20 protein-coding genes are annotated in these 23,094 nt (G+C 70.6%); 19 read left to right on the top strand and 1 reads right to left on the bottom strand.

Annotation, left to right across the window (positions count from 1 at the left end; genetic code table 11):
• The first annotated feature begins 3 nt into the window (after positions 1–3).
• The 8 genes from ruvX to nusB all read left to right on the top strand — a co-directional run bounded on the left by ruvX (position 4) and on the right by nusB (position 7,275).
• Entirely contained in the window at positions 4–480 is a 477-nt protein-coding gene (gene ruvX, locus HRL51_RS06175; RefSeq protein WP_172192624.1) for a Holliday junction resolvase RuvX, read from the top strand.
• Positions 477–1,697 (top strand): endolytic transglycosylase MltG, encoded by a 1,221-nt coding sequence (mltG, locus tag HRL51_RS06170; RefSeq protein ID WP_172192622.1) that lies wholly within the window; start codon positions 477–479, stop codon positions 1,695–1,697. Before ruvX ends, mltG begins: the two co-directional genes overlap by 4 nt.
• Positions 1,694–2,623, top strand: a complete 930-nt coding sequence (locus HRL51_RS06165) for a shikimate dehydrogenase (RefSeq protein ID WP_172120194.1) — start codon at positions 1,694–1,696, stop codon at positions 2,621–2,623. Before mltG ends, HRL51_RS06165 begins: the two co-directional genes overlap by 4 nt.
• A 56-nt stretch (positions 2,624–2,679) precedes the next feature.
• Positions 2,680–3,900, top strand: coding sequence for a chorismate synthase (gene aroC, locus HRL51_RS06160; protein WP_172120084.1), 1,221 nt, complete (start codon positions 2,680–2,682; stop codon positions 3,898–3,900).
• Positions 3,894–5,663, top strand: coding sequence for a 3-dehydroquinate synthase (aroB, locus tag HRL51_RS06155; RefSeq protein ID WP_172120083.1), 1,770 nt, complete (start codon positions 3,894–3,896; stop codon positions 5,661–5,663). The genes aroC and aroB overlap by 7 nt, the downstream gene beginning before the upstream one ends.
• Complete coding sequence (locus tag HRL51_RS06150) at positions 5,660–6,172, top strand: shikimate kinase (RefSeq protein WP_172120082.1); 513 nt, start codon at positions 5,660–5,662, stop codon at positions 6,170–6,172. Before aroB ends, HRL51_RS06150 begins: the two co-directional genes overlap by 4 nt.
• 66 nt (positions 6,173–6,238) lie before the next feature.
• On the top strand, positions 6,239–6,802 hold the full coding sequence (gene efp, locus HRL51_RS06145) for an elongation factor P (RefSeq protein WP_172120081.1): 564 nt from the start codon (positions 6,239–6,241) through the stop codon (positions 6,800–6,802).
• A 5-nt stretch (positions 6,803–6,807) separates the two neighbouring features.
• Entirely contained in the window at positions 6,808–7,275 is a 468-nt protein-coding gene (nusB, locus tag HRL51_RS06140) for a transcription antitermination factor NusB (protein ID WP_172120080.1), read from the top strand.
• 81 nt (positions 7,276–7,356) lie between these two features.
• Here nusB and HRL51_RS06135 read toward each other — a convergent pair whose 3' ends face one another.
• Positions 7,357–8,376: a hypothetical protein gene (locus HRL51_RS06135; RefSeq protein ID WP_172120079.1), complete on the bottom strand. Its 1,020-nt coding sequence runs from the start codon at positions 8,374–8,376 to the stop codon at positions 7,357–7,359.
• Between the two features lie 420 nt (positions 8,377–8,796).
• On the opposite strand from HRL51_RS06135, the gene pyrR reads away from it, so the two are divergent.
• From pyrR to HRL51_RS06080, 11 genes are all read left to right on the top strand, one after another.
• A complete protein-coding gene (gene pyrR / locus HRL51_RS06130) occupies positions 8,797–9,369 on the top strand; it encodes a bifunctional pyr operon transcriptional regulator/uracil phosphoribosyltransferase PyrR (RefSeq protein WP_172120078.1) in 573 nt (190 codons plus the stop codon).
• On the top strand, positions 9,369–10,355 hold the full coding sequence (locus HRL51_RS06125) for an aspartate carbamoyltransferase catalytic subunit (RefSeq protein ID WP_172120077.1): 987 nt from the start codon (positions 9,369–9,371) through the stop codon (positions 10,353–10,355). Before pyrR ends, HRL51_RS06125 begins: the two co-directional genes overlap by 1 nt.
• Positions 10,352–11,665, top strand: a complete 1,314-nt coding sequence (locus HRL51_RS06120) for a dihydroorotase (RefSeq protein ID WP_172192619.1) — start codon at positions 10,352–10,354, stop codon at positions 11,663–11,665. Before HRL51_RS06125 ends, HRL51_RS06120 begins: the two co-directional genes overlap by 4 nt.
• Positions 11,666–11,668: 3 nt before the next feature.
• Positions 11,669–12,868, top strand: coding sequence for a glutamine-hydrolyzing carbamoyl-phosphate synthase small subunit (gene carA / locus HRL51_RS06115; RefSeq protein WP_172120075.1), 1,200 nt, complete (start codon positions 11,669–11,671; stop codon positions 12,866–12,868).
• 1 nt (position 12,869) lies between these two features.
• Entirely contained in the window at positions 12,870–16,193 is a 3,324-nt protein-coding gene (gene carB, locus HRL51_RS06110; RefSeq protein ID WP_172192616.1) for a carbamoyl-phosphate synthase large subunit, read from the top strand.
• Positions 16,190–17,083: an orotidine-5'-phosphate decarboxylase gene (pyrF, locus tag HRL51_RS06105; RefSeq protein ID WP_172192605.1), complete on the top strand. Its 894-nt coding sequence runs from the start codon at positions 16,190–16,192 to the stop codon at positions 17,081–17,083. The genes carB and pyrF overlap by 4 nt, the downstream gene beginning before the upstream one ends.
• Positions 17,084–17,139: 56 nt before the next feature.
• A complete protein-coding gene (gene gmk, locus HRL51_RS06100) occupies positions 17,140–17,745 on the top strand; it encodes a guanylate kinase (protein WP_172192603.1) in 606 nt (201 codons plus the stop codon).
• A 64-nt stretch (positions 17,746–17,809) separates the two neighbouring features.
• Positions 17,810–18,226 (top strand): DNA-directed RNA polymerase subunit omega, encoded by a 417-nt coding sequence (gene rpoZ / locus HRL51_RS06095; RefSeq protein WP_172120071.1) that lies wholly within the window; start codon positions 17,810–17,812, stop codon positions 18,224–18,226.
• A 6-nt stretch (positions 18,227–18,232) separates the two neighbouring features.
• Positions 18,233–19,543: a bifunctional phosphopantothenoylcysteine decarboxylase/phosphopantothenate--cysteine ligase CoaBC gene (coaBC, locus tag HRL51_RS06090; RefSeq protein WP_172192601.1), complete on the top strand. Its 1,311-nt coding sequence runs from the start codon at positions 18,233–18,235 to the stop codon at positions 19,541–19,543.
• Between the two features lie 89 nt (positions 19,544–19,632).
• On the top strand, positions 19,633–20,841 hold the full coding sequence (gene metK / locus HRL51_RS06085) for a methionine adenosyltransferase (RefSeq protein WP_172120069.1): 1,209 nt from the start codon (positions 19,633–19,635) through the stop codon (positions 20,839–20,841).
• 132 nt (positions 20,842–20,973) lie between these two features.
• Positions 20,974–23,031: a primosomal protein N' gene (locus HRL51_RS06080; protein WP_172192599.1), complete on the top strand. Its 2,058-nt coding sequence runs from the start codon at positions 20,974–20,976 to the stop codon at positions 23,029–23,031.
• Positions 23,032–23,094: the final 63 nt, after the last annotated feature.

Here is a 23,094-nt window from a genome sequence, read left to right as displayed (position 1 = left end):
CTCGTGCGCCGGGGAAGCAGACTCGCCTTCGACGTCGGCAAGGCCCGCGTCGGCGTCGCCCGCTGTGACGCCGACGCGATCCTTGCCGTCCCGGAGCGCACGCTGTCACGGGACCGCTACGGCGCCGACCTGGATGAGGCAGCGGACCTTGTTGAGGAGCACGGGGCCGTCGAGGTCGTCGTCGGCCTGCCTGTGCAGCTGGGGGGAGGGAGCTCCTCCTCGACCCGTGACGCCCGCCGCTGGGCCCGGGACCTGGCAGGACTGGTCAGCCCGGTCCCCGTACGGATGGTTGACGAGCGCCTGAGCACGGTGACCGCGCACCGGGCCCTGCACGACTCAGGACGCCACGCCAAGGACTTCCGCTCGGTTGTTGACCAGGCCGCGGCTGTCGTTATCCTCGAGCAAGCCCTGGAGACCGAACGCAGGACGGGCCAGCCGGCAGGCAGGCTCGTCGCGCCCAGCCAGAGAGGTGGACTATGAGCCAGGACGACTTCTTCGCCACGCTGGGCGAGGACGAGGCAGAGCCGTCATCTGCTCCACGTCAGGCCCGCCCCGGGCGCAGGGAGCGCAACCGGCAGCGGGAGCACGAGCGTCGCCGACGCCGTCGACGTGCGCTCATCAGCACCCTGGTCCTGGTGCTGGTCCTGGCCGGCGTCGGTTTCGTGGCCTACCAGGCGCTGGGTGTGGTCAAGGACGCCAGGGCGGGCTCGAGCTCGGTCTCGGACTACACCGGTGCCGGAAGCGGCGAGGTCGTCGTGACCATCCCTGAGGGAGCCTCTGGCAGCGAGATCGGCCAGATCCTCAAGGACGCCGGAGTGGTGGCGACGGTAGGCGCGTTCACCGACGCCTACGCCGCGAACTCCAACGCGTCCAAGATCCAGGCCGGCACCTACACGCTGCGCCTGCAGATGTCCGCGGCCAACGCGGTGGCCGCGCTGCTGGACCCTGCCTCGCGCTCGGACCACACCCTGACCATCCCGGAGGGCTACACGACGGCGCAGGTCAAGGACCGCCTGGTCTCGGTCGCGGGATTCACCTCGGAGGAGGTTGACTCCGCCTTCGCCGACGCCACCGGCATCGGCCTGCCTGAGGTCGCCGGCGGCCAGGTCGAGGGCTGGCTGGCCCCCTCGACCTACGACGTGCCGGAGGACGCCACGGCGACCGACGTCGTGGGCGCCATGGTGAGCCTGACCGTCTCCCGCCTGCAGTCGGCGGGCGTGGCTGAGGCTGACTACGAGACGGTGCTCATCAAGGCCTCGATCGTCGAGCGTGAGGCAGCCTCCGTCAGCTACTACGGACAGGTGGCCAGGGTCATCGAGAACCGGCTGGCGGACACCGAGGGCGAGACCAAGGGTCGGCTGCAGATGGACTCCACCGTCCTCTACGGGCTCGGACGCACCGGAGGCATCCCTACCGCTGACGAGGTCGCCGACGCCTCCAACCCCTACAACACCTACCAGCACGAGGGACTGCCACCTGGTCCCATCTCCAACCCCGGTCTGGAGGCGATCCAGGGAGTCATCAACCCTCCGCCCGGTGACTGGCTGTACTTCGTCACGGTCAACCTGGACACGGGCGAGACCCTCTTCTCCGCCACCCACGAGGAGCAGGTGAGGAACACCGAGCAGCTGACGGCCTGGTGCGAGGAGCACGCCGAGACCTGCTCCGGGCAGTCGACGACCAGCAGCGGGAGCTGAGCGTGAGCACACGGCACAGGGCGGCAGTGATCGGCCAGCCCGTGGCACACTCGTTGTCCCCGGTCCTCCACGAGGCTGCCTATGCCGACCTGGGGCTGGCGGACTGGCGGTACACCAGCCGTGACGTGGCTCCGGGTGAGCTGGAGGAGGTCCTGGCCGCCCTCGGCGCGCCCGCGGGTGAGGGGCCGACCTGGGAGGGCCTGAGCGTGACGATGCCGCACAAGCAGCGGCTGCTCACGCTGGTCGACGTCGTCGACCCCCTGGCCCAGACGGTAGGGGCTGCTAACACGGTCGTCGCCCAGCGCTCGGGCACCGGCCCCGCCCTGCTGGCCGCCTTCAACACGGACGTGGCCGGGATCGTGGGTGCCTTCCGCGACGCAGCGCCCTCTGAGCCGCTCCGGGACGGCGGTAGCCTGACCGCCTTCGTGCTCGGCTCGGGGGCGACGGCGTGCTCGGCGCTGGCTGCTCTCACCGAGCTGGGCGCGGCACGAGTGGTCGTCGCCGCACGTCACCACGCGGGCCCGGGCCGGGCCCTGGCGGCAGCGCACCGCATGGGCCTGGAGATCGAGACCATCACCTGGCGGCCGGACGACCCTGCCTCCTGCCGGGAGGTCGCCCAGGCCCTGGCCCAGGCACGGCTGGCGGTCTCGACCCTGCCGGCTCGCGGGGCCGACCCGCTGGTGCCGGCCCTGCGGGAGCGCCTGGAGGCGCTGGGCCTGCGTGGCGGCGCCACGCTGCTCGACGTCGTCTACGACCCCTGGCCCACGGCCCTGGCGACCGCCTGGCAGCAGGGCGGCGGCACGGTGGCAGCGGGCTGGCTCATGCTGCTCCACCAGGCCGTGCCGCAGGTGCGGCTCATGACCGGGCACCTGCCGGACGTGGCGGTCATGCGCCGGGCTGTCACCCAGGCGCTGGAGCGCCGGTAGACCCGGCCTGCGAGACCACCGCCGTCGGCGCAGGGGTCGTGTGGGAGGATGGCGGCATGCTGCGATGGACGACCGCCGGTGAGTCACACGGCCAGGCCCTGACCGCCCTCATGGAAGGCGTGCCCGCGGGCCTGGAGATCACGAGCGAGCAGATCAGCCGCGCCCTGGCACGTCGGCGCCTGGGGCACGGACGTGGTGCTCGTCAGGCCTTTGAGGCTGACGAGCTGACCATCCTGGGCGGAGTGCGTCACGGCCGCACGATCGGGTCGCCGGTGGCGCTGCAGATCGGGAACTCTGAGTGGCCCAAGTGGTCGGTCGTGATGAGCCCTGACCCCGTCGCCCCCTCGGCCCTGCTCGTGGACGCCGGCACCGGGGACGAGCGCGAGATCGCGCGCAATCGCCCCCTCACACGCCCGCGCCCGGGGCACGCGGACCTGTCCGGCATCCTCAAGTACGACCTGCCGGACGCCCGTTCCGTGCTGGAGAGGGCCTCAGCGCGTGAGACTGCCGCCCGGGTGGCACTGGGAGCGGTGGCGGGGGCGGTCCTCAGCCAGGTGGCCGGGATCCGGCTGGTCAGCCACGTGGTGCGCGTGGGCGGCGTGGCTCTTGCGGACGACGTCAAGCGACCGACCCCGGACGACGAGGAGCGCCTGAGCGCCGACCCGGTGCGCTGCACCGACCCGGCCACGAGCGCAGCCATGGTGGCCGAGATCGATACGGCCAGGAAGGCCGGGGACACCCTGGGAGGGGTCGTTGAGGTCATTGCCACCGGGGTGCCGGTAGGCCTGGGCACCTACGTCGAGGCCGACCGGCGCCTGGACGCTCGCCTGGCCGGTGCGCTCATGGGGATCCAGGCGGTCAAGGGCGTGGAGATCGGCGACGGCTTCGCCGAGGCCGCCCGGCGGGGCAGTGCTGCTCATGACGAGATCCTGGCCGTGGACGGGGGACGGCTGGAGCGCGCCTCCAACCGTGCCGGTGGTATCGAGGGCGGGACCTCCAACGGCGCGCCGGTCGTGGTGCGAGCCGCCTACAAGCCGATCTCGACCGTGCCCCACGCCCTGCGCACGGTGGACCTGGCTGACGGCTCGGCGTCGACGGGTCTGCACCAGCGCTCGGACACGACCGCCGTCGTCCCCGGCGCCGTCATCGCCGAGGCGATGGTGGCGCTGGTCCTGGCACAGGCCCTGCTGGAGAAGACCGGCGGGGACTCGGTAGCCGAGGCCCGGCGTAACCTGGAGGCCTACCTCGCGCACGTGGCAGACAGGACGCAGTGGTGAAGTACCAGCCTCGAATCCGCACCGACATCCTGCCCATCATCCTCGTCGGCCTGCCTGGCGCGGGTAAGACGACCGTGGCACGCCAGCTGGCCGTGGCCCTGGGCGTCCAGGTCACTGACACCGACGCCGAGATCCGTCGTCGGGCACGGGCCACGATCCCGGAGATCTTCGCGGCTGAGGGCGAGGAGGGCTTTCGGGACCGTGAGACCCGTACCCTGCGGCACGTCCTGACCTCACCTGCTGCGGCTCAGGGCGTGGTGGCGCTGGGTGGGGGAGCGGTGCTGCGCGAGGAGAACCGTCAGATGCTGACGGGACGGCTCGTTATCCACCTGGCCGCCGAGCCGGCGACCGCGGCCGCGCACGTGGGTGACGGTAGCGGTCGCCCGCTCATGACGCCGGCCACAGCCAGCTCGGACGACGAGGACCTGCTGGCTGACCCCGTCCTGGCGCGCATGGAACAGCTCCACGCAGCACGTCACCACCTGTACGAGGAGGTCGCGACGCACACGGTGCGCACGGACGGCCTGAGCCCGGAACAGGTCACCTCAGCCGTCCTGACGCTGCTGCGCAAGGTTGAGCCGGGCGGCTCCGGCAAAGAGGCAGGTGGAGGGCACGAGCACACGCACGGCGTGCCCGCCCCGGCGGCAGTACCTGACGAGAACGGTCAGGTACGGATCCGCGTCGGAGGGTCGCAGCCCTACAACGTCGTCATCGGCCACGACCTGGCTCAGTACGTCGTGACAGGTACCAGCAAGGCTCCCGGAGGCGGAGCCGGCGGTGTGGCCCTGGTCCACGCCGACTCCGTCCGGCAGGTCGCCGAGCGCTACGAGACGGTGCTGCAAGACGCCGGGCTGCGCACCAGCCGGGTCGAGGTCCCCGGAGGCGAGACCGCGAAGAACGCCCAGACGCTCTCGACGCTGTGGGAGGCGCTGGGACAGGCCAGGATCGGACGTGACGGCGTCGTCATCGGAATCGGAGGCGGGGCGACGACCGACCTGGCCGGCTTCGCCGCGGCGAGCTGGCTGCGCGGTGTCCCGGTGGTCCAGGTGCCTACCACGCTGCTGGCCATGGTGGACGCCGCCGTCGGCGGCAAGACGGGGATCGACACCGCAGCAGGTAAGAACCTCGTCGGAGCCTTCCACACCCCGGCGTCGGTCCTGTGCGACCTGGGGACCCTGGTGAGCCTGCCGGAGGCGGAGCTACGGGCGGGACTGGGCGAGGTCGTCAAGTGCGGCCTCATCGCCGACCCCGTCATCCTGGACCTGGTGGCGGCCGACCCTGCGGACCTGGTTGACGCAGACTCGCCCGTGCTCGCCGAGCTCGTTGCCCGCTCGGTGGCGGTTAAGGCCGCGGTGGTCGGGCAGGACCTGACCGAGGTGGGGCTGCGCGAGGTGCTCAACTACGGCCACACCTACGCCCACGCGATCGAGACGGTGACCGGGTACCGCTGGCGCCACGGTGAGGCGGTGGCCGTGGGCTGTGTCTACGCCGCGCAGGTCGCTGAGCGTCTGGGCCTGCTGGACGCGCGGACGGTGGCGCTGCATCGTGAGGCCTTCACCGCGGCCGGCCTGGCTGTCTCCTTCCCGGAGGGCCGTGGCCGCTGGGAGGAGATGGAGACCGTGATGCTGCGCGACAAGAAGGTCCGCTCAGGCCGGATCCGGATGGTGCTCCTTGACGGGCTCGCCCGTCCCGTGCGCGGGGTCGAGCCGGAGCGCTCCGTGCTTGAGGCGGCCCACCAGGCCGTGACGAAGGAGCAGGCATGAGCCCGGTCGTCCTCATCGGCCCGCCCGGTGCGGGCTGCTCCAGCGTGGGGCGGGAGCTGACCGCGCTGCGCGGTACCGAGCTCGTCGACCTGGCGCAGGTCGTGGCCTGCCGGCTCGGGGTCCCGCCGGAGTCGGCCCTCGTGGCCGTGGGGGAGGACCGCTACCGCGGTGCCGAGGCCCAGGCCGCCCTCGACGTGCTGGCTGAGGTCCTCACGGAGCCTGACGGCGTGGTGGCTCTCGGATCGGGGTGCCTGGCGCAGGAAGCGGTGCGTGAGGCCGTGGGGCTCGTACGCCAGCGTGGTGCCCAGGTGGTGGCGCTGACGGCCTCGGTACGCCGCCTGGCCCACCGCAACGGCCTGGACGCGCCGCGCTCGGTGGCGCTGGGCAACGTCAACCACCTGTTCACCCAGATGCTTCACGAGCGTGACGCTCAGTGCCGGCAGCTGGCCACACGTGTCGTCGATACCACGGACACCACAGCGGCTGAGGTGGCGCAGGCACTGTCCTGACCCCAGGGTGGGCGCGATAGGATGGCAGGCGTCTGACTTTCGCCCCCAACAGTGAGGAACCCACTCGTGGCAACGACGAACGACCTGAAGAACGGCCTTGTGCTCAACATCGAGGGCCAGCTGTGGCAGGTGGTCGAGTTCCAGCACGTCAAGCCCGGCAAGGGTCCGGCCTTCGTGCGTACCAAGCTGAAGAACGTCCTGAGCGGCAAGACCGTCGACCGCACCTTCAACGCCGGTATCAAGGTCGAGACCGCGACGGTCGACCGTCGCGACATGCAGTACTCCTACAAGGACGGCGACGACTTCGTCTTCATGGACGTCAAGACCTACGAGCAGACCTACGTGCCTGCCGAGACCGTCGGCGAGGCCGCCACCTACATGCTCGAGGGCCAGGACGTCATCGTGGCCTTCCACGAGGACTCCGTGCTCTTCGTCGAGCTGCCGGCCGCTGTCGTGCTCACCATCTCCCACACCGAGCCTGGCCTGCAGGGCGACCGCTCCTCGGCCGGGACCAAGCCCGCCACCCTGGAGACCGGCGCCGAGATCCAGGTGCCCCTCTTCCTCAACGAGGGTGACAAGGTCAAGGTGGACACCCGCAGCGGTGACTACATCTCTCGCGTCACCGACTGATCGGTATGACTGACTCCGCACGGATCAAGCACACCGTCACCGCCCGGACCAAGGCACGGCGGCGCGCCGTCGAGATCCTCTTCGAAGCTGACCAGCGTGGCCTGCTGAGCCCTGGCCAGGCAGCCGACAACCTGCGGGCCCTGGCGGCTGAGCGGGCGGTCCACTCCGCCAACCACACCGAGGCCCCGGCCTACACGCGGCAGATCCTCGGTGGGGTGGCGGACCACCTGGAGCAGATCGACGAGCATATCGAGACCTACTCCCAGGGCTGGAGCCTGGCGCGGATGCCTGCCGTGGACCGCGCCATCGCGCGGGTCACGACCTGGGAGATCATCTACAACGATGACGTCGACGTGCCCGTCGCCCTTGACGAAGCCCAGACCTTGGCCAAGATGCTCTCCACGGACGACTCCCCGCGCTATCTGGGCGGGGTCCTGGGACGCATCGGTGACCTGTCACCGATGCTGCGTTAGCTCTCACGCGGCCCGTACCTAGATGAGGGGGGATCCGAGCTGATGCTCGGATCCCCCCTCATCTAGGTACGAGACTCAAGGTCAGGGCCTGCGGTCTCCCCAGTAATCCTGTGAACGCGCGGGGCGGATGAAGGTGGTCTGTGTCAGGTCATTCGTGATGGTCCTGGGAGCCGGGGCGGGGCCCGCCCCGGCCGGGACGGTGTAGGTCAGGGTCGCGTTCTGGACCCAGGAGGTGAGCTTGAAGCCCAACCACCCGTTATTCGTCTGAATGAGGATATTCGACGGCATGAACCGGGCCTGCCCATAGGTCCTGCCTCCTTGAGCAGTGACCTCGATCTTGGAGTCTCGGGTCGTGGTGGCCGTGATGGTGCCCTCCACTAGCCACGATCCGTCCGGCTGCTTGGTGTACGTCAGCGGGGTGGCCGTCCAGGTGTGAGGAGTGTTGTCAAAGGCCACGGGGTGTGTCGGCGCCCCGAGGGCTTGGGTGTTGCTCGTGCCCTCGCGGCCCTTGTCGTCCGCCCAGATGGTGCGCTGGTCCGTGATCCACAGACCGTTCCAGTTGGTAAAATGGGTGGTAGCGGGGTCATTGGGCTCCCAGGTGTCGGGGAAGACCGCAGTGACCTTGGTGACGAAGGTAGCGCCCTTGACCAGGGTGGCGGTGGACCTCTTGATGAATTCACCATTCGCATCGCGAGGAGCCTGCCACCAGAAACCGCTGGTGGAGGCATAGGTGTTCTGCGTTCCGGAGCGGGAGTTGGAGTAGGGGGTGAAATCGCCTTCACCGTTGGTGTAGTAGCTGCCGACAGGGTAGCCCCTGGCGTCACTCCATAACGCGTCAGACGTGGGCTCAGGCTGCGTGTAGGCTCCGCCGTTGTTGTTTCCTCCGGCGTAACCGGTGCCACCCATTGTGGCGGCGGCGCTGACGTACAAGCCGTAAGGGCCCTTCTTACCATCGGGGACGTTACGGTCACTGCTGACAGCGGCCGCAGGAGCGGCGGCGGCAATGGCGATCGCCGGGACGGACCAAGCCGCCCCGCGGATCAGTCCGCGCCGCGGCAGGGACGCGGTGGGCCGTGAGGAAGAAGGTGAGGCGAGTGGCATCAATGTGGCTCTCTTGTCGCAGTGTCAGGTAGCTCCGTGTCAGAGCGAATGGGACCAAGGTAGTACATCAATCCAGGACCTAAGACACTCATCGTCGCGTCTTCGTCGGCCGGGGGGGGGGGGCGTGTGAGTGACTCCTTGAAATCTCGCTGAAAAAGCGCGGTAGAAGAGAAGTCTTTTATGTTTAAACTCACAAGAGTCCAGGACCTCGGTCCCGCGAGTGTCGCCGGTGGAGGAGGGTGGGGGTGGGACTAGGGGCCTGGCCGCGCGTGCATGGTGCGGGCGCCTGGCGCAAGCCCCACCGAGCTAAGCGCACGCCTCCTGCCAGGCTGGGCGCACACGTCTGCCGGAGCGTTAGGATGTGCCTGACCATCATCCTTGAAGCCCGTCCAGTGAGGCGGGGAAGGAGGTCCACGCACCGTGGCCAGCACGCAGTCCACCGGGAAGCAGATCCTCGGCGACGTCGAGATCGCGCGCTCCCTCGTTCGCATCGCTCACGAGATCGTTGAGCGCAACCGGGGAGGCGAGGACGTCCTCCTCCTCGGTATCCCCTCAGGCGGTGTCCCGCTGGCCAGGCGGCTGGCCGCGGCGCTAGCCACCGCAGTGGGGGAACAGGGTCGGGAGGTGCCGGTTGGCACCCTGGACATCACCATGTACCGCGATGACCTGGGTCGCCACCCCATCCGCGTTCCCCAACCCACCCTCATTCCCGGCGGCACGCTGGAGGGACGCACCGTCATCCTCGTCGATGACGTTTTGTACTCCGGACGCACCATCCGCGCGGCCCTGGACGCCCTGGGCTCGATCGGGCGCGCGGCGGCCGTCCAGCTGGCGGTCCTCGTGGACCGGGGCCACCGCGAGCTGCCGATCCGGGCGGACTACGTGGGCAAGAACCTGCCGACCTCCCGCACCGAGAAAGTCATCGTCTCCCTGACCGAGCTCGGTGCCCAGGCCGATGCCGTCACCATCATCGACGGAGCGGAGGACAAGTGATGAAGCACCTGCTCAGCGCCAAGGACCTCAGCCATGACGAGGCCGTCATGGTCCTGGACACCGCCGAGGCCATGGCTGCCACCCAGCGTCACGCCGTCAAGAAGCTGCCCACCCTGCGTGGCAAGACGGTGGTCAACCTCTTCTTCGAGGACTCCACCCGCACCCGCCTGTCCTTCGAGGCGGCCGCCAAGCGCCTGAGCGCCGACGTCATCAACTTCTCGGCCAAGGGCTCGTCGGTGTCCAAGGGGGAGTCCCTCAAGGACACGGCGCAGACGATCATGGCGATGGGCGCTGACGCCGTCGTCATCCGTCACAGCGCCGACGGCGCGGCCCACCTGCTCGCGCACGCGGGCTGGATCGACGTCCCCGTCCTCAACGCCGGTGACGGCAAGCACCAGCACCCCACCCAGGCGCTGCTGGACGCCATGACGCTGCGCCGCTGGTACGACCCTTCCGGGGAGCGGGCTGACGGCTCCCCGGCACCCCAGGGACGTGACCTGGCGGACGCCAGGGTCGTCATCGTGGGTGACGTGCTGCACTCACGTGTGGCCCGCTCTAACGTCGACCTGCTGACGACCCTCGGGGCCGAGGTCACCCTCGTCGCTCCTCCGACCCTCCTTCCGGTGGGGATGGAGGGCTGGCCCTGTGAGATCTCCTACGACCTGGACGCCACGATCGAGCAGGTCCAGCCTGACGCGGTCATGATGCTGCGTGTCCAGCGCGAGCGCATGAGCGCGGCCGGCGGTGGCTACTTCCCCAGCCCCGCGGAGTACTCGCGCTCCTACGGCCTGGACCTGGCACGACGCTCGGCGATGCCCGAGCACGCCATCGTCATGCACCCCGGTCCGATGAACCGAGGCCTGGAGATCACGGCCGAGGCGGCCGACGACCCCCGTTCACGCGTCATCGAGCAGGTCGGCAACGGCGTGTCCGTGCGCATGGCCGCTCTTTACCTGCTCCTTGCCGACGAAGGGAACCAGCTGTGACCACCTCCCACCTTCTGACCGGCGTCCGTCCCTACGGCGAGGACCCGACGGACGTCCTCGTCTGTGACGGCCAGATCGCTGCCATCGGCGCTGACGCCGCCTCCCAGGCTCCTTCGGACGCCCGCCGCCACGACCTGGAGGGCCTGGTGGCCCTGCCGGGGCTCGTCGACCTCCACACCCACCTGCGCGAGCCCGGCGGTGAGAGCGCCGAGACCGTCTTCACCGGCACCCGGGCCGCAGCCGTCGGTGGTTACACCGCCGTCTTCGCCATGGCCAACACGAACCCTGTCCAGGACAACGCCGGAGTGGTCGAGCAGGTCCTGCGGCTGGGGCGTGAGGCCGGCTGGGTCGATGTCCACCCGGTGGGTGCCGTCTCCCAGGGCCTGGAGGGCAGGCACCTGAGCGAGATGGGTGCCATGGCGTACTCGGCCGCCCGCGTGAGGGTCTTCTCCGACGACGGCAGGTGCGTGTCCGACCCCGTCCTCATGCGACGTGCCCTGGAGTACGTCAAGGCCTTCGACGGCGTCATCGCCCAGCACTCCCAGGACCCCCGCCTGACCGAGGGCTCCCAGATGCACGAGGGGGCCCTCAGTGCCGAGCTCGGCCTGCGCGGCTGGCCGGCCGTGGCCGAGGAGTCGATCATCGCCCGTGACGTGCTGCTGGCCGAGCACGTGGGCTCTCGGCTGCACGTGTGCCACCTGTCCACCGCCGGCAGCGTGGACCTGGTGCGCTGGGCCAAGGCCCGCGGCATCCAGGTCACGGCCGAGGTCACCCCGCACCACCTGCTGCTGACCGACGAGCTGGCACGCAGCTACTCGCCCCTGTACAAGGTCAACCCGCCCCTGCGCACGGCCGAGGACGTCGAGGCCGTCCGCCAGGCCCTGGCAGACGGGACGATCGACGTCGTGGGCACCGACCACGCCCCCCACCCGCTGGAGTCCAAGGACTGCGAGTGGCAGGCCGGTGCCTTCGGCATGACAGGGCTGGAGACGGCGCTGCCGGTACTCATCGAGACCATGGTCTCCACCGGCCGGATGAGCTGGAGGGACCTGGCCCGGGCCATGTCCACGGCGCCGGCTCTCATCGGTCGCCTGCGTGACCAGGGTCAGGGCATCGAGGTGGGCGCGAGCGCCAACCTCACCGTCCTGGACCCCAGCGTGCGCCGCACCATCGACCCGCGAGCCCAGTGGACCGCCTCGACCAACACTCCCTACGCCGGCATGGAGCTGCCGGGGCAGGTCGTCGCGACCTTCCTGCACGGCCGTCCCACGGTGCTGGACGGGACCCCGACCGCCGCACAGGAGGACTGAGACGTGAGCGGACGCAGCCGCGAGCGCGGTACGGCCCTGCTGGTCCTGGAGGACGGCTACGTCCTGCGCGGACGCGCCTACGGCGCGATCGGGCGCAGCGTGGGGGAGATCGTCTTCAACACCGGGATGACCGGGTACCAGGAGACCCTGACCGACCCCTCCTACCACCGGCAGATCGTCGTCCAGACCGCCCCGCACATCGGCAACACCGGTGTCAACGACGAGGACCCGGAGTCCTCGCGGATCTGGGTGGCCGGGTACGTCGTGCGCGAGCCCGCACGCCGTGCCTCCAGCTGGCGTGCCAGGCGCGAGCTGGAGGACGAGCTGGTCAGCCAGGACGTGGTCGGTATCTGTGAGGTCGACACCCGGGCGCTGACCCGCCGGCTTCGTGAGCACGGCGCCATGCGCGCCGGAGTCTTCTCCGGACACGCCCTGCCCGCGGGGGCCGACGACGCCGCCGGGCCGTCGGCGGCGGCCGTCCAGATCTGTCTGGAGGCCGTGCGCAGCGCCCCGCAGATGGCGGGTGCCGCCCTGGCCTCGGAGGTGACCACCCCGGAGGGCTACGTCGTCGAGCCCAGTGGCGAGCTCGCCGGTCGCGAGCCGGTGGCCGTCGTGGCCGCCATCGACCTGGGGATCAAGAGCCGCACGCCCTGGCAGCTGGCCGAGCGCGGCGTGCGGGTGCACGTCCTGCCCCAGTCCACGACCCTGGACCAGGTGCTCGCCCTGCGCCCCGACGGCGTCTTCTTCTCCAACGGACCTGGGGACCCCGGCACGGCCACCAGCGAGGTCGAGCTGCTGCGCGGTGTGCTTGACGCTCGTATCCCCTTCTTCGGTATCTGCCTGGGTAACCAGATCTTCGGACGGGCCCTGGGCTACGGGACCTACAAGCTGGGCTACGGGCACCGCGGCGTCAACCAGCCGGTCCTGGACCGGGCGACGGGCAAGGTGGAGATCACGGCGCACAACCACGGCTTCGCCGTCGACGCCCCGGTGGAGGAGGCGAGCCTGGCTCCCTATGACGGAGGACGCTACGGGCGTGTCGAGGTCAGCCACGTGGGCCTCAACGACGGCGTCGTCGAGGGCCTGCGCGCCCTGGACCTGCCGGCCTTCTCCGTCCAGTACCACCCTGAGGCTGCTGCCGGGCCTCACGACGGCGAGCACCTGTTTGACCGGTTTGTGCGCCTGATGAAGGAGGCTCGCTGAGATGCCACGCCGTGACGACATCCGATCCGTCCTGGTGATCGGCTCGGGCCCGATCGTCATCGGGCAGGCCTGCGAGTTCGACTACTCAGGGACCCAGGCCTGCCGCGTGCTGCGCGGGGAGGGGGTCCGGGTCATCCTGGTCAACTCCAACCCGGCCACGATCATGACCGACCCTGACATCGCCGACGCCACCTACGTCGAGCCGATCACCACCGAGGTGCTCACCACCATCATCGAGCGCGAGCGTCCTGACGCCCTCCTGCCCACGCTCGGAGGACAGACCGCCCTCAACGCCGCCATGAGCCTGGTGGAGTCCGGTGTGCTGGACAGGTACGACGTCGAGCTCATCGGTGCCAACGCCGCGGCCATCAACGCCGGTGAGGACCGGGACGAGTTCAAGAAGGTCGTCGAGCGCTGCGGGGCGGAGGTCGCTCGCTCCTACATCGCCCACACCATGGCCGAGTGCCACGAGGGCGTGGAGGCGCTGGGAGGCTACCCGGTAGTCGTGCGCCCCTCCTTCACCATGGGAGGCCTGGGCTCGGGCGTGGCCTACGACGCGGAGGACCTGGAGCGCATCGCGGGCCAGGGCCTAGCGGCCTCGCGCACCACCGAGGTGCTCCTGGAGGAGTCGATCCTGGGCTGGAAGGAGTACGAGCTGGAGCTCATGCGCGACAAGGCGGACAACGTCGTCGTCGTGTGCTCCATCGAGAACGTCGACCCGGTAGGCGTGCACACCGGTGACTCGGTGACCGTCGCCCCGGCCCTGACCCTGACCGACCGTGAGCTCCAGCGCCTGCGCGACATCGGCATCGCCGTCATCCGTGAGGTGGGTGTGGACACCGGCGGCTGCAACATCCAGTTCGCGGTGGACCCGGCTACCGGGCGCGTCATCGTCATCGAGATGAACCCACGCGTCTCGCGCTCCTCGGCGCTGGCCTCCAAGGCCACGGGCTTCCCTATCGCCAAGATCGCCGCGCGCCTGGCAGTGGGTTACACCCTGGAGGAGATCCCCAACGACATCACCGGCTCGACCCCGGCCTCCTTCGAGCCCACGCTCGACTACGTGGTGGTCAAGGTCCCGCGCTTCGCCTTCGAGAAGTTCCGCGGCGCGGACCCGACGCTGACCACCACCATGAAGTCGGTGGGCGAGGCGATGGCGATCGGCCGCTCCTTCACCGAGGCGCTGCAGAAGGCCATGCGCTCGATCGACAAGAAGGGCACGGTCTTCCACTGGGACGGCCCGGCGCCTGACGCCGAGGCCACCGCCGCGCTGCTGGAGTCCGTCCAGGTGCCCACCGAGCACCGTCTGCTGGACCTCCAGCAGGCCGTCCGTGGTGGCGCTACCCTGGACCAGCTTTTCGAGGCCACGAGGATCGACCCGTGGTTCCTGGACCAGATGATGCTCCTGCAGGAGGTCGCCGAGTCCGTCCAGGAGGCCCCTGCCCTCACGTGCGAGGTGCTGGCCGAGGCTAAGCGCCACGGCTTCTCTGACACTCAGGTGGCGGCTCTGCGGGGCATCAGCGAGGACACGGTGCGCGAGGTGCGCCATGCCTTCGGGCTGCGCCCGGTGTACAAGACGGTGGACACCTGCGCCGCCGAGTTCGCCGCACGCACGCCCTACCACTACTCCACCTACGACCTGGAGACGGAGGTGGCCCCGCGCGAGCGCGAGGCGGTCATCATCCTGGGGTCAGGGCCTAACCGGATCGGTCAGGGGATCGAGTTCGACTACTCCTGCGTCCACGCCACCATGGCGCTGGCCGAGCGCTACGAGACCGTCATGGTCAACTGCAACCCGGAGACCGTCTCGACCGACTACGACGTCTCGGACCGGCTGTACTTCGAGCCGCTGACCTTCGAGGACGTCATGGAGGTCTACGAGGCGGAGAGGGCCGCCGGTCCCGTGGCCGGCATGGTGGTCCAGCTGGGTGGGCAGACCCCGCTGAGCCTGGCCGCGCGCCTGAAGGCTGCCGGCGTGCCGCTCCTGGGGACCAGCCCCGAGGCGATCGACGCCGCCGAGGACAGGCAGGTCTTCGGCGTCGTCCTGGAGGAGGCCGGCCTGCCGGCCCCGGCCCACGGCACGGCACGGTCGGACGAGCAGACCCTGGCCGTGGCCGAGGCCATCGGCTACCCCGTCCTCGTGCGTCCCAGCTACGTGCTCGGCGGACGAGGCATGGAGATCGTCTACGACCGCCCGGGCCTGGAGGACTACCTGGCCCGGGCCGGGGCGGAGAGCGGCGGCGCCTACGCCAACGGCCCCCTGCTCATCGACCGCTTCCTCGACGACGCCATCGAGATCGACGTCGACGCCCTGTACGACGGCCACGAGCTGTTCCTGGGCGGGGTCATGGAGCACATCGAGGAGGCCGGTATCCACTCCGGGGACTCGGCCTGCGTGCTGCCGCCGATGACCCTGTCTGACGCCGAGATCGCCCGGATCCGTCGCTCCACTAAGGCCATTGCGGCCGGCGTGGGCGTGCGGGGGCTGATCAACATCCAGTTCGCTCTCATGAGTGACACCCTCTACGTCATCGAGGCCAACCCGCGCGCCTCGCGCACGGTTCCCTTCGTCTCCAAGGCCACTGGCGTCCAGCTGGCCAAGGCCGCGGCCCTGCTCATGGCGGGGGAGTCGATCGCCTCCCTCAAGGCCCAGGGCTACCTGCCTGAGCAGGACGCCTCGGTCACCGACCCCTGTGACCCGATCGCGGTCAAGGAGGCGGTGCTGCCCTTCAAGCGCTTCCGTACTCCGCAGGGCCGGGTGGTGGACACCGTGCTGGGGCCGGAGATGCGCTCGACCGGTGAGGTCATGGGCTACGACGTCGACTTCCCTCGGGCCTTCGCCAAGTCCCAGGCCGGGGCCTACGGCGGGCTGCCGAGCGAGGGCACGCTCTTCGTCTCGGTGGCCGACCGCGACAAGCGCGCGATCATCCTGCCCGTGGCCCGCCTGGCTGAGCTCGGCTTCACGATCCTGGCGACTACGGGGACGGCTCAGGTCCTGCGACGTAACGGCATCCCCGCCACGCCTGTGCGCAAGCTGAGCGAGGGCGTGAGCGACAGCGGCGAGCAGACCATCGTCGGGCTTATCGAGTCCGGTGCGGTGGACATGGTGGTCAACACCCCCAAGGGCCAGGGAGCGCGCGCGGACGGCTACTCCATCCGCGCAGCGACCACCAGCGCGAGCAAGCCGATGATCACCACTGTCCAGGAGCTCCAGGCCGCGGTCCAGGCGCTGGAGGCGCGGCTGCGCGGCCCCTTCAAGGTCCGCAGCCTCCAGGAGCACAACGCTGACCGCGCGGCCCGGCAGCAGGGGAGTGACCAGCGATGAGCCTTTCTGACCAGGTCCACGAGGACTTTCCCGGGACCCTGCCCTTCGGGGCTCGTCTGGCCGCCGCCATGGACGAGCACGGACCCCTGTGCGTGGGCATCGACCCGCATCCAGGTCTGCTCCAGACCTGGGGCCTGGCTGACGACGCGGCGGGGCTGAGGGAGTTCTCCCTGCGAGTGGTTGAGGCGCTGGGAGGACGCGTGGCCGCGGTCAAGCCGCAGTCGGCCTTCTTCGAGCGTCACGGCTCGGCCGGCGTGGCGGTGCTGGAGGAGACTCTTGCGGCGCTGCGTGCTGCCGACACCCTCTGCGTCCTGGACGTCAAGCGTGGGGACATCGGCTCCACCATGACGGGCTACGCCCAGGCCTACCTCGCTGACGGGGCGCCGTTGGCGGCTGACGCGATCACCCTGTCTCCCTACCTGGGCGTGGGCTCGCTGGCTCCGGCCGTAGCGCTGGCTCAGGCGACCGGGCGCGGTCTGTTCGTGCTGGGACTGACCTCCAACCCGGAGGGACCCAGCGTCCAGCACGCTCGCGACGACGAGGGACGGTCGGTGGCCGGCGTCGTCGTCGCCGCCGTGGCCGGGCTCAACGCCGCCGCGCGCTCGGCCGGGACGCTGGGCAGCGTCGGCCTCGTCGTCGGAGCGACGACCGGTGACGCCGTCAGCCGGCTCGGGCTCGATCTCGCAGCGTCCAACGCTCCGCTCCTGGCACCCGGCGTGGGGGCCCAGGGAGCGGGCGCGGCTGAGCTGGAGCAGGTCTTCGGGCGGGCACGGACCCAGGTCCTGGCCTCCACCTCCCGCGGCGTGCTGCGTGCCGGCCCTCAGGCCGCGGACCTGCAGCGGGCCGCGCAGGAGGCGACGGCGAGCGCCGTCAGCGCGCTGCGCGGCTGACGGGTGAGTCGGACAGGGGCGGCTGGAGGGCTCACGGTGCCTGGCATGATGGTGCCATGAGCTCCCCGGCCCCCCCTCCCTGCCCCCAGCCCGCCCCCGGCGGCGCACGTCCTGCTCTCACTGTGATCGCCGGGCCGACGGCAGTCGGCAAGGGAACGATCGTCGCTGAGCTGCGGCGTCGTCACCCTGACCTCTTCGTCTCGGTGTCCGCCACGACGCGTGCTCCCCGCCCCGGCGAGGTCGACGGCGTCCACTACCGCTTCGTCACCGACGCCGAGTTCGACCAGCTCGTGGAGCACGGACAGATGCTGGAGTGGGCCCTGGTCCACGGTCGCTACCGCTACGGCACCCCTCGTGGTCCGGTGGACGCCGAGCTCGCGGCCGGACGGCCGGCGGTGCTGGAGATCGACCTCGACGGCGCCCGCCAGGTGCGTCGCTCGATGCCAGGCTGCCGGCTCGTCTTCATCGCTCCTCCCAGCTGGGAGGAGCTCGTGGCCCGTCTCAAGGGCCGCGGTACCGAGGACGCGGCCGAGCAGGAACGGCGCCTGGCCACGGCCCGCACGGAGATGGCGGCCGAGGGCGAGTTCGACGTCACGATCGTCAACGACACCGTGGCGCGTACCACCGACGAGCTCGAGACTCTTCTTGGCCTGGCAGGCTAGACTGTCCCGGTTACCGCTTGGCCTGACAAGGCCTGGCACACGATGACGAAAGCAGGTCACGCACATGCTCGGAACCTCCCCGAAGCCGGAGGGCATCACGAACCCGCCGATCGACGACCTCCTGGAGAAGGTCGACTCGAAGTACGGGCTCGTGGTGGAGGCCGCTAAGCGCGCTCGTCAGATCAACAGCTACACCCAGCAGCTGGAGGACAACCAGCTGGAGTACTTCGGCCCGCTCGTCGAGGTCGACCCTGAGGAGAAGCCTCTGGGCATCGCCTTGCGCGAGGTCGTCGAGGACAAGCTCGAGGTCATCCCCGGTGACGTCGCTCGCGCCCGTCGCGCCGAGGCTGAGGAAGCCCGCCGCGCCGCTGAGGCGGACATGTTCTCCGACATCTCGCTGGACTCTCCGGTCTCGCTGGGCGAGACCGAGGGGCAGGACGGCAGCAACGCCGCCACCAGCCTGGACGACATCCAGTTCTGAGCCGACGTGGCGTCGTCGGTCAGGGACGAGCGCGCCGCGGCCCGTAGCGGGCCGCGGCGCGTTGTCGTCGGTGTGTCGGGGTCGATCGCGGCCTACAAGGCGCCTGGTGTCATCAGGCTGCTGCGCCAGGCCGGTCACGAGGTCAAGGTGGTGGCGACCCAGGCCGCCCTGCGCTTCATCGGGGCCCCGGCCCTGGCTGCCGTCTCGGGAGGCCCGGTGGGCACGGGGGTCTTTGACGACCCAGCCGCCGTGGAGCACGTGGCCACGGGGGAGTGGGCGGAGCTGGTGCTGGTGGCTCCCGCCTCGGCGGACCTGCTCGCCCGAGTGGCGGCCGGGCGCGCTGACGACCTGCTGACCGCCACGATCCTGACCACGAGCGCCCCGGTGGTCCTGGCGCCGGCCATGCACACCCAGATGTGGCTCAACCCGGCCACGGTCGAGAACGTGGCGACGCTGCGTCGTCGCGGGCTGACGGTCATCGACCCGGACTCCGGGCGCCTGACGGGTGCGGACTCGGGTCCCGGCCGGCTGCCGGAGCCTGAGCGCGTCGTGGCCGAGGCCCTCGCGGTCCTTGGCCGCACGGGTGATCCGTCGGCGTCCCAGCCCCTGGCCGGTCGGCACGTCGTCGTCTCAGCCGGCGGGACGCGCGAGCCGATCGACCCGGTGCGCTACCTGGGCAACCGCTCCTCCGGGCGCCAGGGCGTCGCGATCGCTGCCCAGGCCGCCCGGCTCGGCGCGAGGGTGACGCTCGTGGCGGCCAATATCGAGGCCGAGGTCCTGCGTGACCTGCCGGCGCAGGCCGAGGTCGTCCAGGCCCCCACCGCGCTGGAGCTGCGTGAGGCGGTGCGTCGGGCAGGCCGGGACGCCGACGTCGTCGTCATGGCGGCGGCTGTGGCCGACTACCGACCGGCGCAGGTGGCGGGTACCAAGATCAAGAAGCACGCCCTGGACGGGCAGGCAGACGCCTCCCACCGTGCCACTGACGCCCTGAGCATCCGTCTGGTCGAGAACCCTGACGTGCTCGCGGAGCTGGTCAGCGACCCGCCGCGACGTCAGGGCAGGACGCTCGTCGTCGGCTTCGCGGCTGAGACCGGGGACGAGGACGGTGACGTGCTCGCCCACGGGGCGGCCAAGGCCCGTCGTAAGGGAGCCGACCTCCTGGCGGTCAACGCCGTCGGTGAGGGCACGGGCTTCGGGGACGTGCCCAACCGCGTCGTCGTCCTGGACCGTGAGGGCAACGAGGTCGCCCGGGCCAGCGGCTCGAAGGCGCAGGTGGCACGGGCTCTGCTGGATCTGGTGGCCCAGCGTCTTGCCTGAGTCCTAGCGGGAGACGACGTGCCGCGATCCACACCGGCGCCGGCCCAGGGGACCTCGTTCGGGTCGCGGGCCGCCGGTAGGGTGAGCCCGTGATCTCTTCCCTGCGTCCGTTTACGTCCGAGTCCGTCACCGAGGGCCACCCGGACAAGGTCTGTGACCGCATCTCCGACTCGATCCTCGACGCGATCCTCGAGCAGGACCCCGCTGCGCACGTGGCGGTGGAGACCATGGTCACCACCGGCCTGGTCCACGTGGCCGGTGAGGTGACCACGGAGGAGGCCTACGTCGAGATCCCGCAGATCGTGCGCGACGAGATCGTCGCGATCGGCTACACCTCCTCCGAGGTGTGCTTTGACGGAGCCTCGTGCGGGGTGTCCGTGTCCATCGGGCAGCAGTCCCCGGACATCGCCGCAGGTGTGGACAAGGCGCTGCAGGTGCGAGGAGACTCCGGCGACCTCGACCCCCTCGACTTCCAGGGAGCCGGGGACCAGGGCCTCATGTTCGGCTACGCCTGCACCGACACCTCCGAGCTCATGCCGCTGCCCATCCACCTGGCCCACCGCCTGGCTGAGCGCCTGGCCGCGGTGCGCAAGCAGGGGATCGTGGAGGGGCTGCGCCCGGACGGCAAGACCCAGGTGACGATCGGCTACGACGGTGAGAAGGCCGTGAGCCTGGAGAACGTCGTCATCTCCACCCAGCACGACCCTGACCGCAGCCAGTCCTGGCTGCGCGACGCCCTGATCACCCAGGTGCTGCGCCCGGTGCTGGAGGCGGAGGAGGCCAAGGGGCTGGAGCTGGTGACCAGCGACCTGGAGGTGCTGGTCAATCCCTCCGGCCAGTTCATCATCGGCGGGCCTGCTGGTGACGCCGGTCTGACCGGTCGCAAGATCATCGTCGACACCTACGGCGGCATGGCTCGTCACGGCGGTGGCGCGTTCTCGGGCAAGGACGCCTCCAAGGTGGACCGCTCAGGTGCCTACGCCATGCGCTGGGTGGCCAAGAACGTCGTGGCGGCCGGGCTGGCGCGGCGCTGCGAGGTCCAGGTGGCCTACGCCATCGGCTCGGCGCACCCGGTGGGTGTCTTTGTGGAGACCTTCGGCACCGAGACGGTACCCCAGGCTCGTATCTCCCAGGCGATCCGCGAGGTCTTCGACCTTCGCCCGGCCGCCGTGATCCGTGACCTGGACCTGCTGCGCCCGATCTTCCGTACCACCAGCGCCTACGGCCACTTCGGCCGCCCAGGCTTCACCTGGGAGGAGACGAACCGGGTCGAGGCGCTGCGCGCTGCCGTCGCCTGAGCCCGGGTACCCGGACGAGCACTGCGCCAGGGGCACCTGTGCCCCTGGCGCAGCCTTTCGTGTCGGCGGGCAGCCGTAGAGTGGCCGTGTCACAGCAGGACCGTCAGCACTGCGCAAGGGAAGGAGCGGATCATGGGCGAGACAGGGCACCAGGACGCGCTGCTCCTCACCCCGGCCCTGGCGCAGCGCACCGTGACCCTGCCCGGGGTCAGCGACCCGGTGGCACGGGTCGTCCTGGACAGCCCGCTGCCTCACCTGGACCGCCCCTTCGACTACCTGGTTCCGCCCGAGCTGGACCTCGCAGCAGCGGCGGGCACGCGTGTCACCGTCTCCTTCGGCGGCAAGGAGGTCCATGGCTGGCTGTGGGAGCGGGCGAGCACGACCACGCACCCGGGCCGGCTGACGCCGCTGCGACGAGTGGTCTCGGACCTCCCCGTGCTTCCGTCCGCGAGCCGGCGCCTGGTGGAGGCCGTGGCCGAGCGCACCGCTGGAACGCTGGCGGACGTCCTGCGCCTGGCGGTGCCGGCACGGCACGCCCGTACGGAGCGGGCGGTGCGGGACCGCGCGGTGCCCCTGCCCACGGCACCCGAGGTGCCTGCGGACGGACCGACGGGCTGGGCGGCTTACGAGGGAGGTACCCGGCTGCTCCAGGCCCTGGCGCAGGGACAGGCGCCCCGGGTGGTCTGGAACGCCCTGCCCGGGCGCCAGAACCTGCTGGAGGACTGGCCGGTGCTGCTGGCCCGAGCCGTGGGGGCCACCCTGGCCTCGGGACGAGGCGCCCTGATACTGACCGCGACCACCGGTCAGGCGGAGGCGCTGGCTGAGAAGGTCGCCGTGGGCCTGGAGACAGAGCTGGGACGTCCTGAGCCGGTGGCCGTGCTCTCGGCCGAGCACGGCCCGGCGCGTCGTTATCAGGCGTTTCTTGCTGCGTTGCTGGGACAGGCACGTGTGGTGGTGGGCACCAGGTCCGCGGCCTTCGCTCCCGTGCAGGACCTGGGGCTCGCGGTCGTCTGGGACGACGGCGACGACCGTCTCGACGAGCCACGGGCTCCCTACGTCCACGCCCGGACCGTGCTGGCGCTGCGCAGCGGCCTGGAGAAGGCCGGCCTGCTCGTCGCCGGCTACTCCCGCAGCGTCGAGGCCCACAGCTACGTCGCCCGGGGGTGGGCCGGAGAGGTCGTCGCGCCCCGTGACCTGGTGCGACGCGTCATCGCCCGGGTCCAGGTGCCGGGAGCCCCGGAGCTGGAGGCCGAGGGCCCCTCCGGGTACGCCAGGATCCCTTCCTTGGCGCACCGGGCGCTGCGCCAGGCGCTGACGCAGGGACCGGTCCTCGTCCAGGTGCCGCGAGGTGGGTACGCCCCGGTCGTGGCCTGTGCCTCCTGCCGCCAGCCTGCCAGCTGCCCGACCTGCTCCGGGCCGGTGAGGATGAGCCGGGGTGGTCAGGTCTCGTGCCGCTGGTGCGGGCGCGAGCTCTCCTCGTGGTCGTGCCGCTCGTGCGGTCACACCGGGCTGAGGATGGTGGCCGTCGGCACTGTCCGTACCGCCGACGAGCTGGGACGTGCCTTTCCCATGGTCCCGGTCGTGGTCTCCGGCGCGAGGGAGGACCACGGGGTCATCGGCACTGTGGACGACGAGCCCAGGCTCGTCGTCGCCACACCGGGTGCGGAGCCTGTGGCTGAGGGGGGCTACCGGGCGGTCCTTCTCCTTGACGGCGCCACCCTGTCTGCTCGCCCCGACCTCGGCGCCTCCAGCGAGGCGCTGCGTCGGTGGACCAGTGCCGTCGTCCTGGCTCGGCCGGACGCGAGGGTCGTCCTGCTCGGTGGCCCCGCCCAGGTCGTGGCCCAGGCCTTGGTGCGTTGGGACCATGCAGGTTTTGCCCGGCGTGAGCTGGCCGAGCGGGTCGAGCTGGGGCTGCCACCGGCACTGCGCTGCGCCAGGCTGGACGGCCCGGCCAAGGCGGTGGAGTCTGTCCTGGACCAGGCCCGCGGCCGGGGGTGGGACGTGCTGGGGCCTGTTGAGATTCTCCCGAGGCGAGACGAGCGGACGACGTCGACATACCGGGCGTTGATACGTGTCCCCCTCACACAGGGCCGGCAGCTTGCCGAGGAGCTGCGCCTGCGGCAGCGGGAGCGTTCGGCACGACGAGAGGAGTCAGTACGCATCGAGCTGGACCCGACTGTCCTCTGGTGACACCTGAGGACCGGGGAGGACCTCACCAAGGTAGATTTGTTCGGAGTCCGTGCTAATATCCAC

It is taken from the genome of Actinomyces faecalis (genome assembly GCF_013184985.2).
GTDB lineage: Bacteria > Actinomycetota > Actinomycetes > Actinomycetales > Actinomycetaceae > Actinomyces > Actinomyces faecalis.
Note: the sequence above shows the minus strand (reverse complement) of the source record. Positions and strands in the feature narration are given on the sequence as shown.

Coding starts and splice junctions, on each gene's coding strand:
- mltG (WP_172192622.1), top strand. CDS start 477: ATGAGCCAGGACGACTTCTTCGCCACGCTGGGCGAGGACGAGGCAGAG.
- aroC (WP_172120084.1), top strand. CDS start 2,680: ATGCTGCGATGGACGACCGCCGGTGAGTCACACGGCCAGGCCCTGACC.
- HRL51_RS06150 (WP_172120082.1), top strand. CDS start 5,660: ATGAGCCCGGTCGTCCTCATCGGCCCGCCCGGTGCGGGCTGCTCCAGC.
- nusB (WP_172120080.1), top strand. CDS start 6,808: ATGACTGACTCCGCACGGATCAAGCACACCGTCACCGCCCGGACCAAG.
- HRL51_RS06135 (WP_172120079.1), bottom strand. CDS start 8,376: ATGCCACTCGCCTCACCTTCTTCCTCACGGCCCACCGCGTCCCTGCCG.
- HRL51_RS06125 (WP_172120077.1), top strand. CDS start 9,369: ATGAAGCACCTGCTCAGCGCCAAGGACCTCAGCCATGACGAGGCCGTC.
- carB (WP_172192616.1), top strand. CDS start 12,870: ATGCCACGCCGTGACGACATCCGATCCGTCCTGGTGATCGGCTCGGGC.
- pyrF (WP_172192605.1), top strand. CDS start 16,190: ATGAGCCTTTCTGACCAGGTCCACGAGGACTTTCCCGGGACCCTGCCC.
- gmk (WP_172192603.1), top strand. CDS start 17,140: ATGAGCTCCCCGGCCCCCCCTCCCTGCCCCCAGCCCGCCCCCGGCGGC.
- rpoZ (WP_172120071.1), top strand. CDS start 17,810: ATGCTCGGAACCTCCCCGAAGCCGGAGGGCATCACGAACCCGCCGATC.
- HRL51_RS06080 (WP_172192599.1), top strand. CDS start 20,974: ATGGGCGAGACAGGGCACCAGGACGCGCTGCTCCTCACCCCGGCCCTG.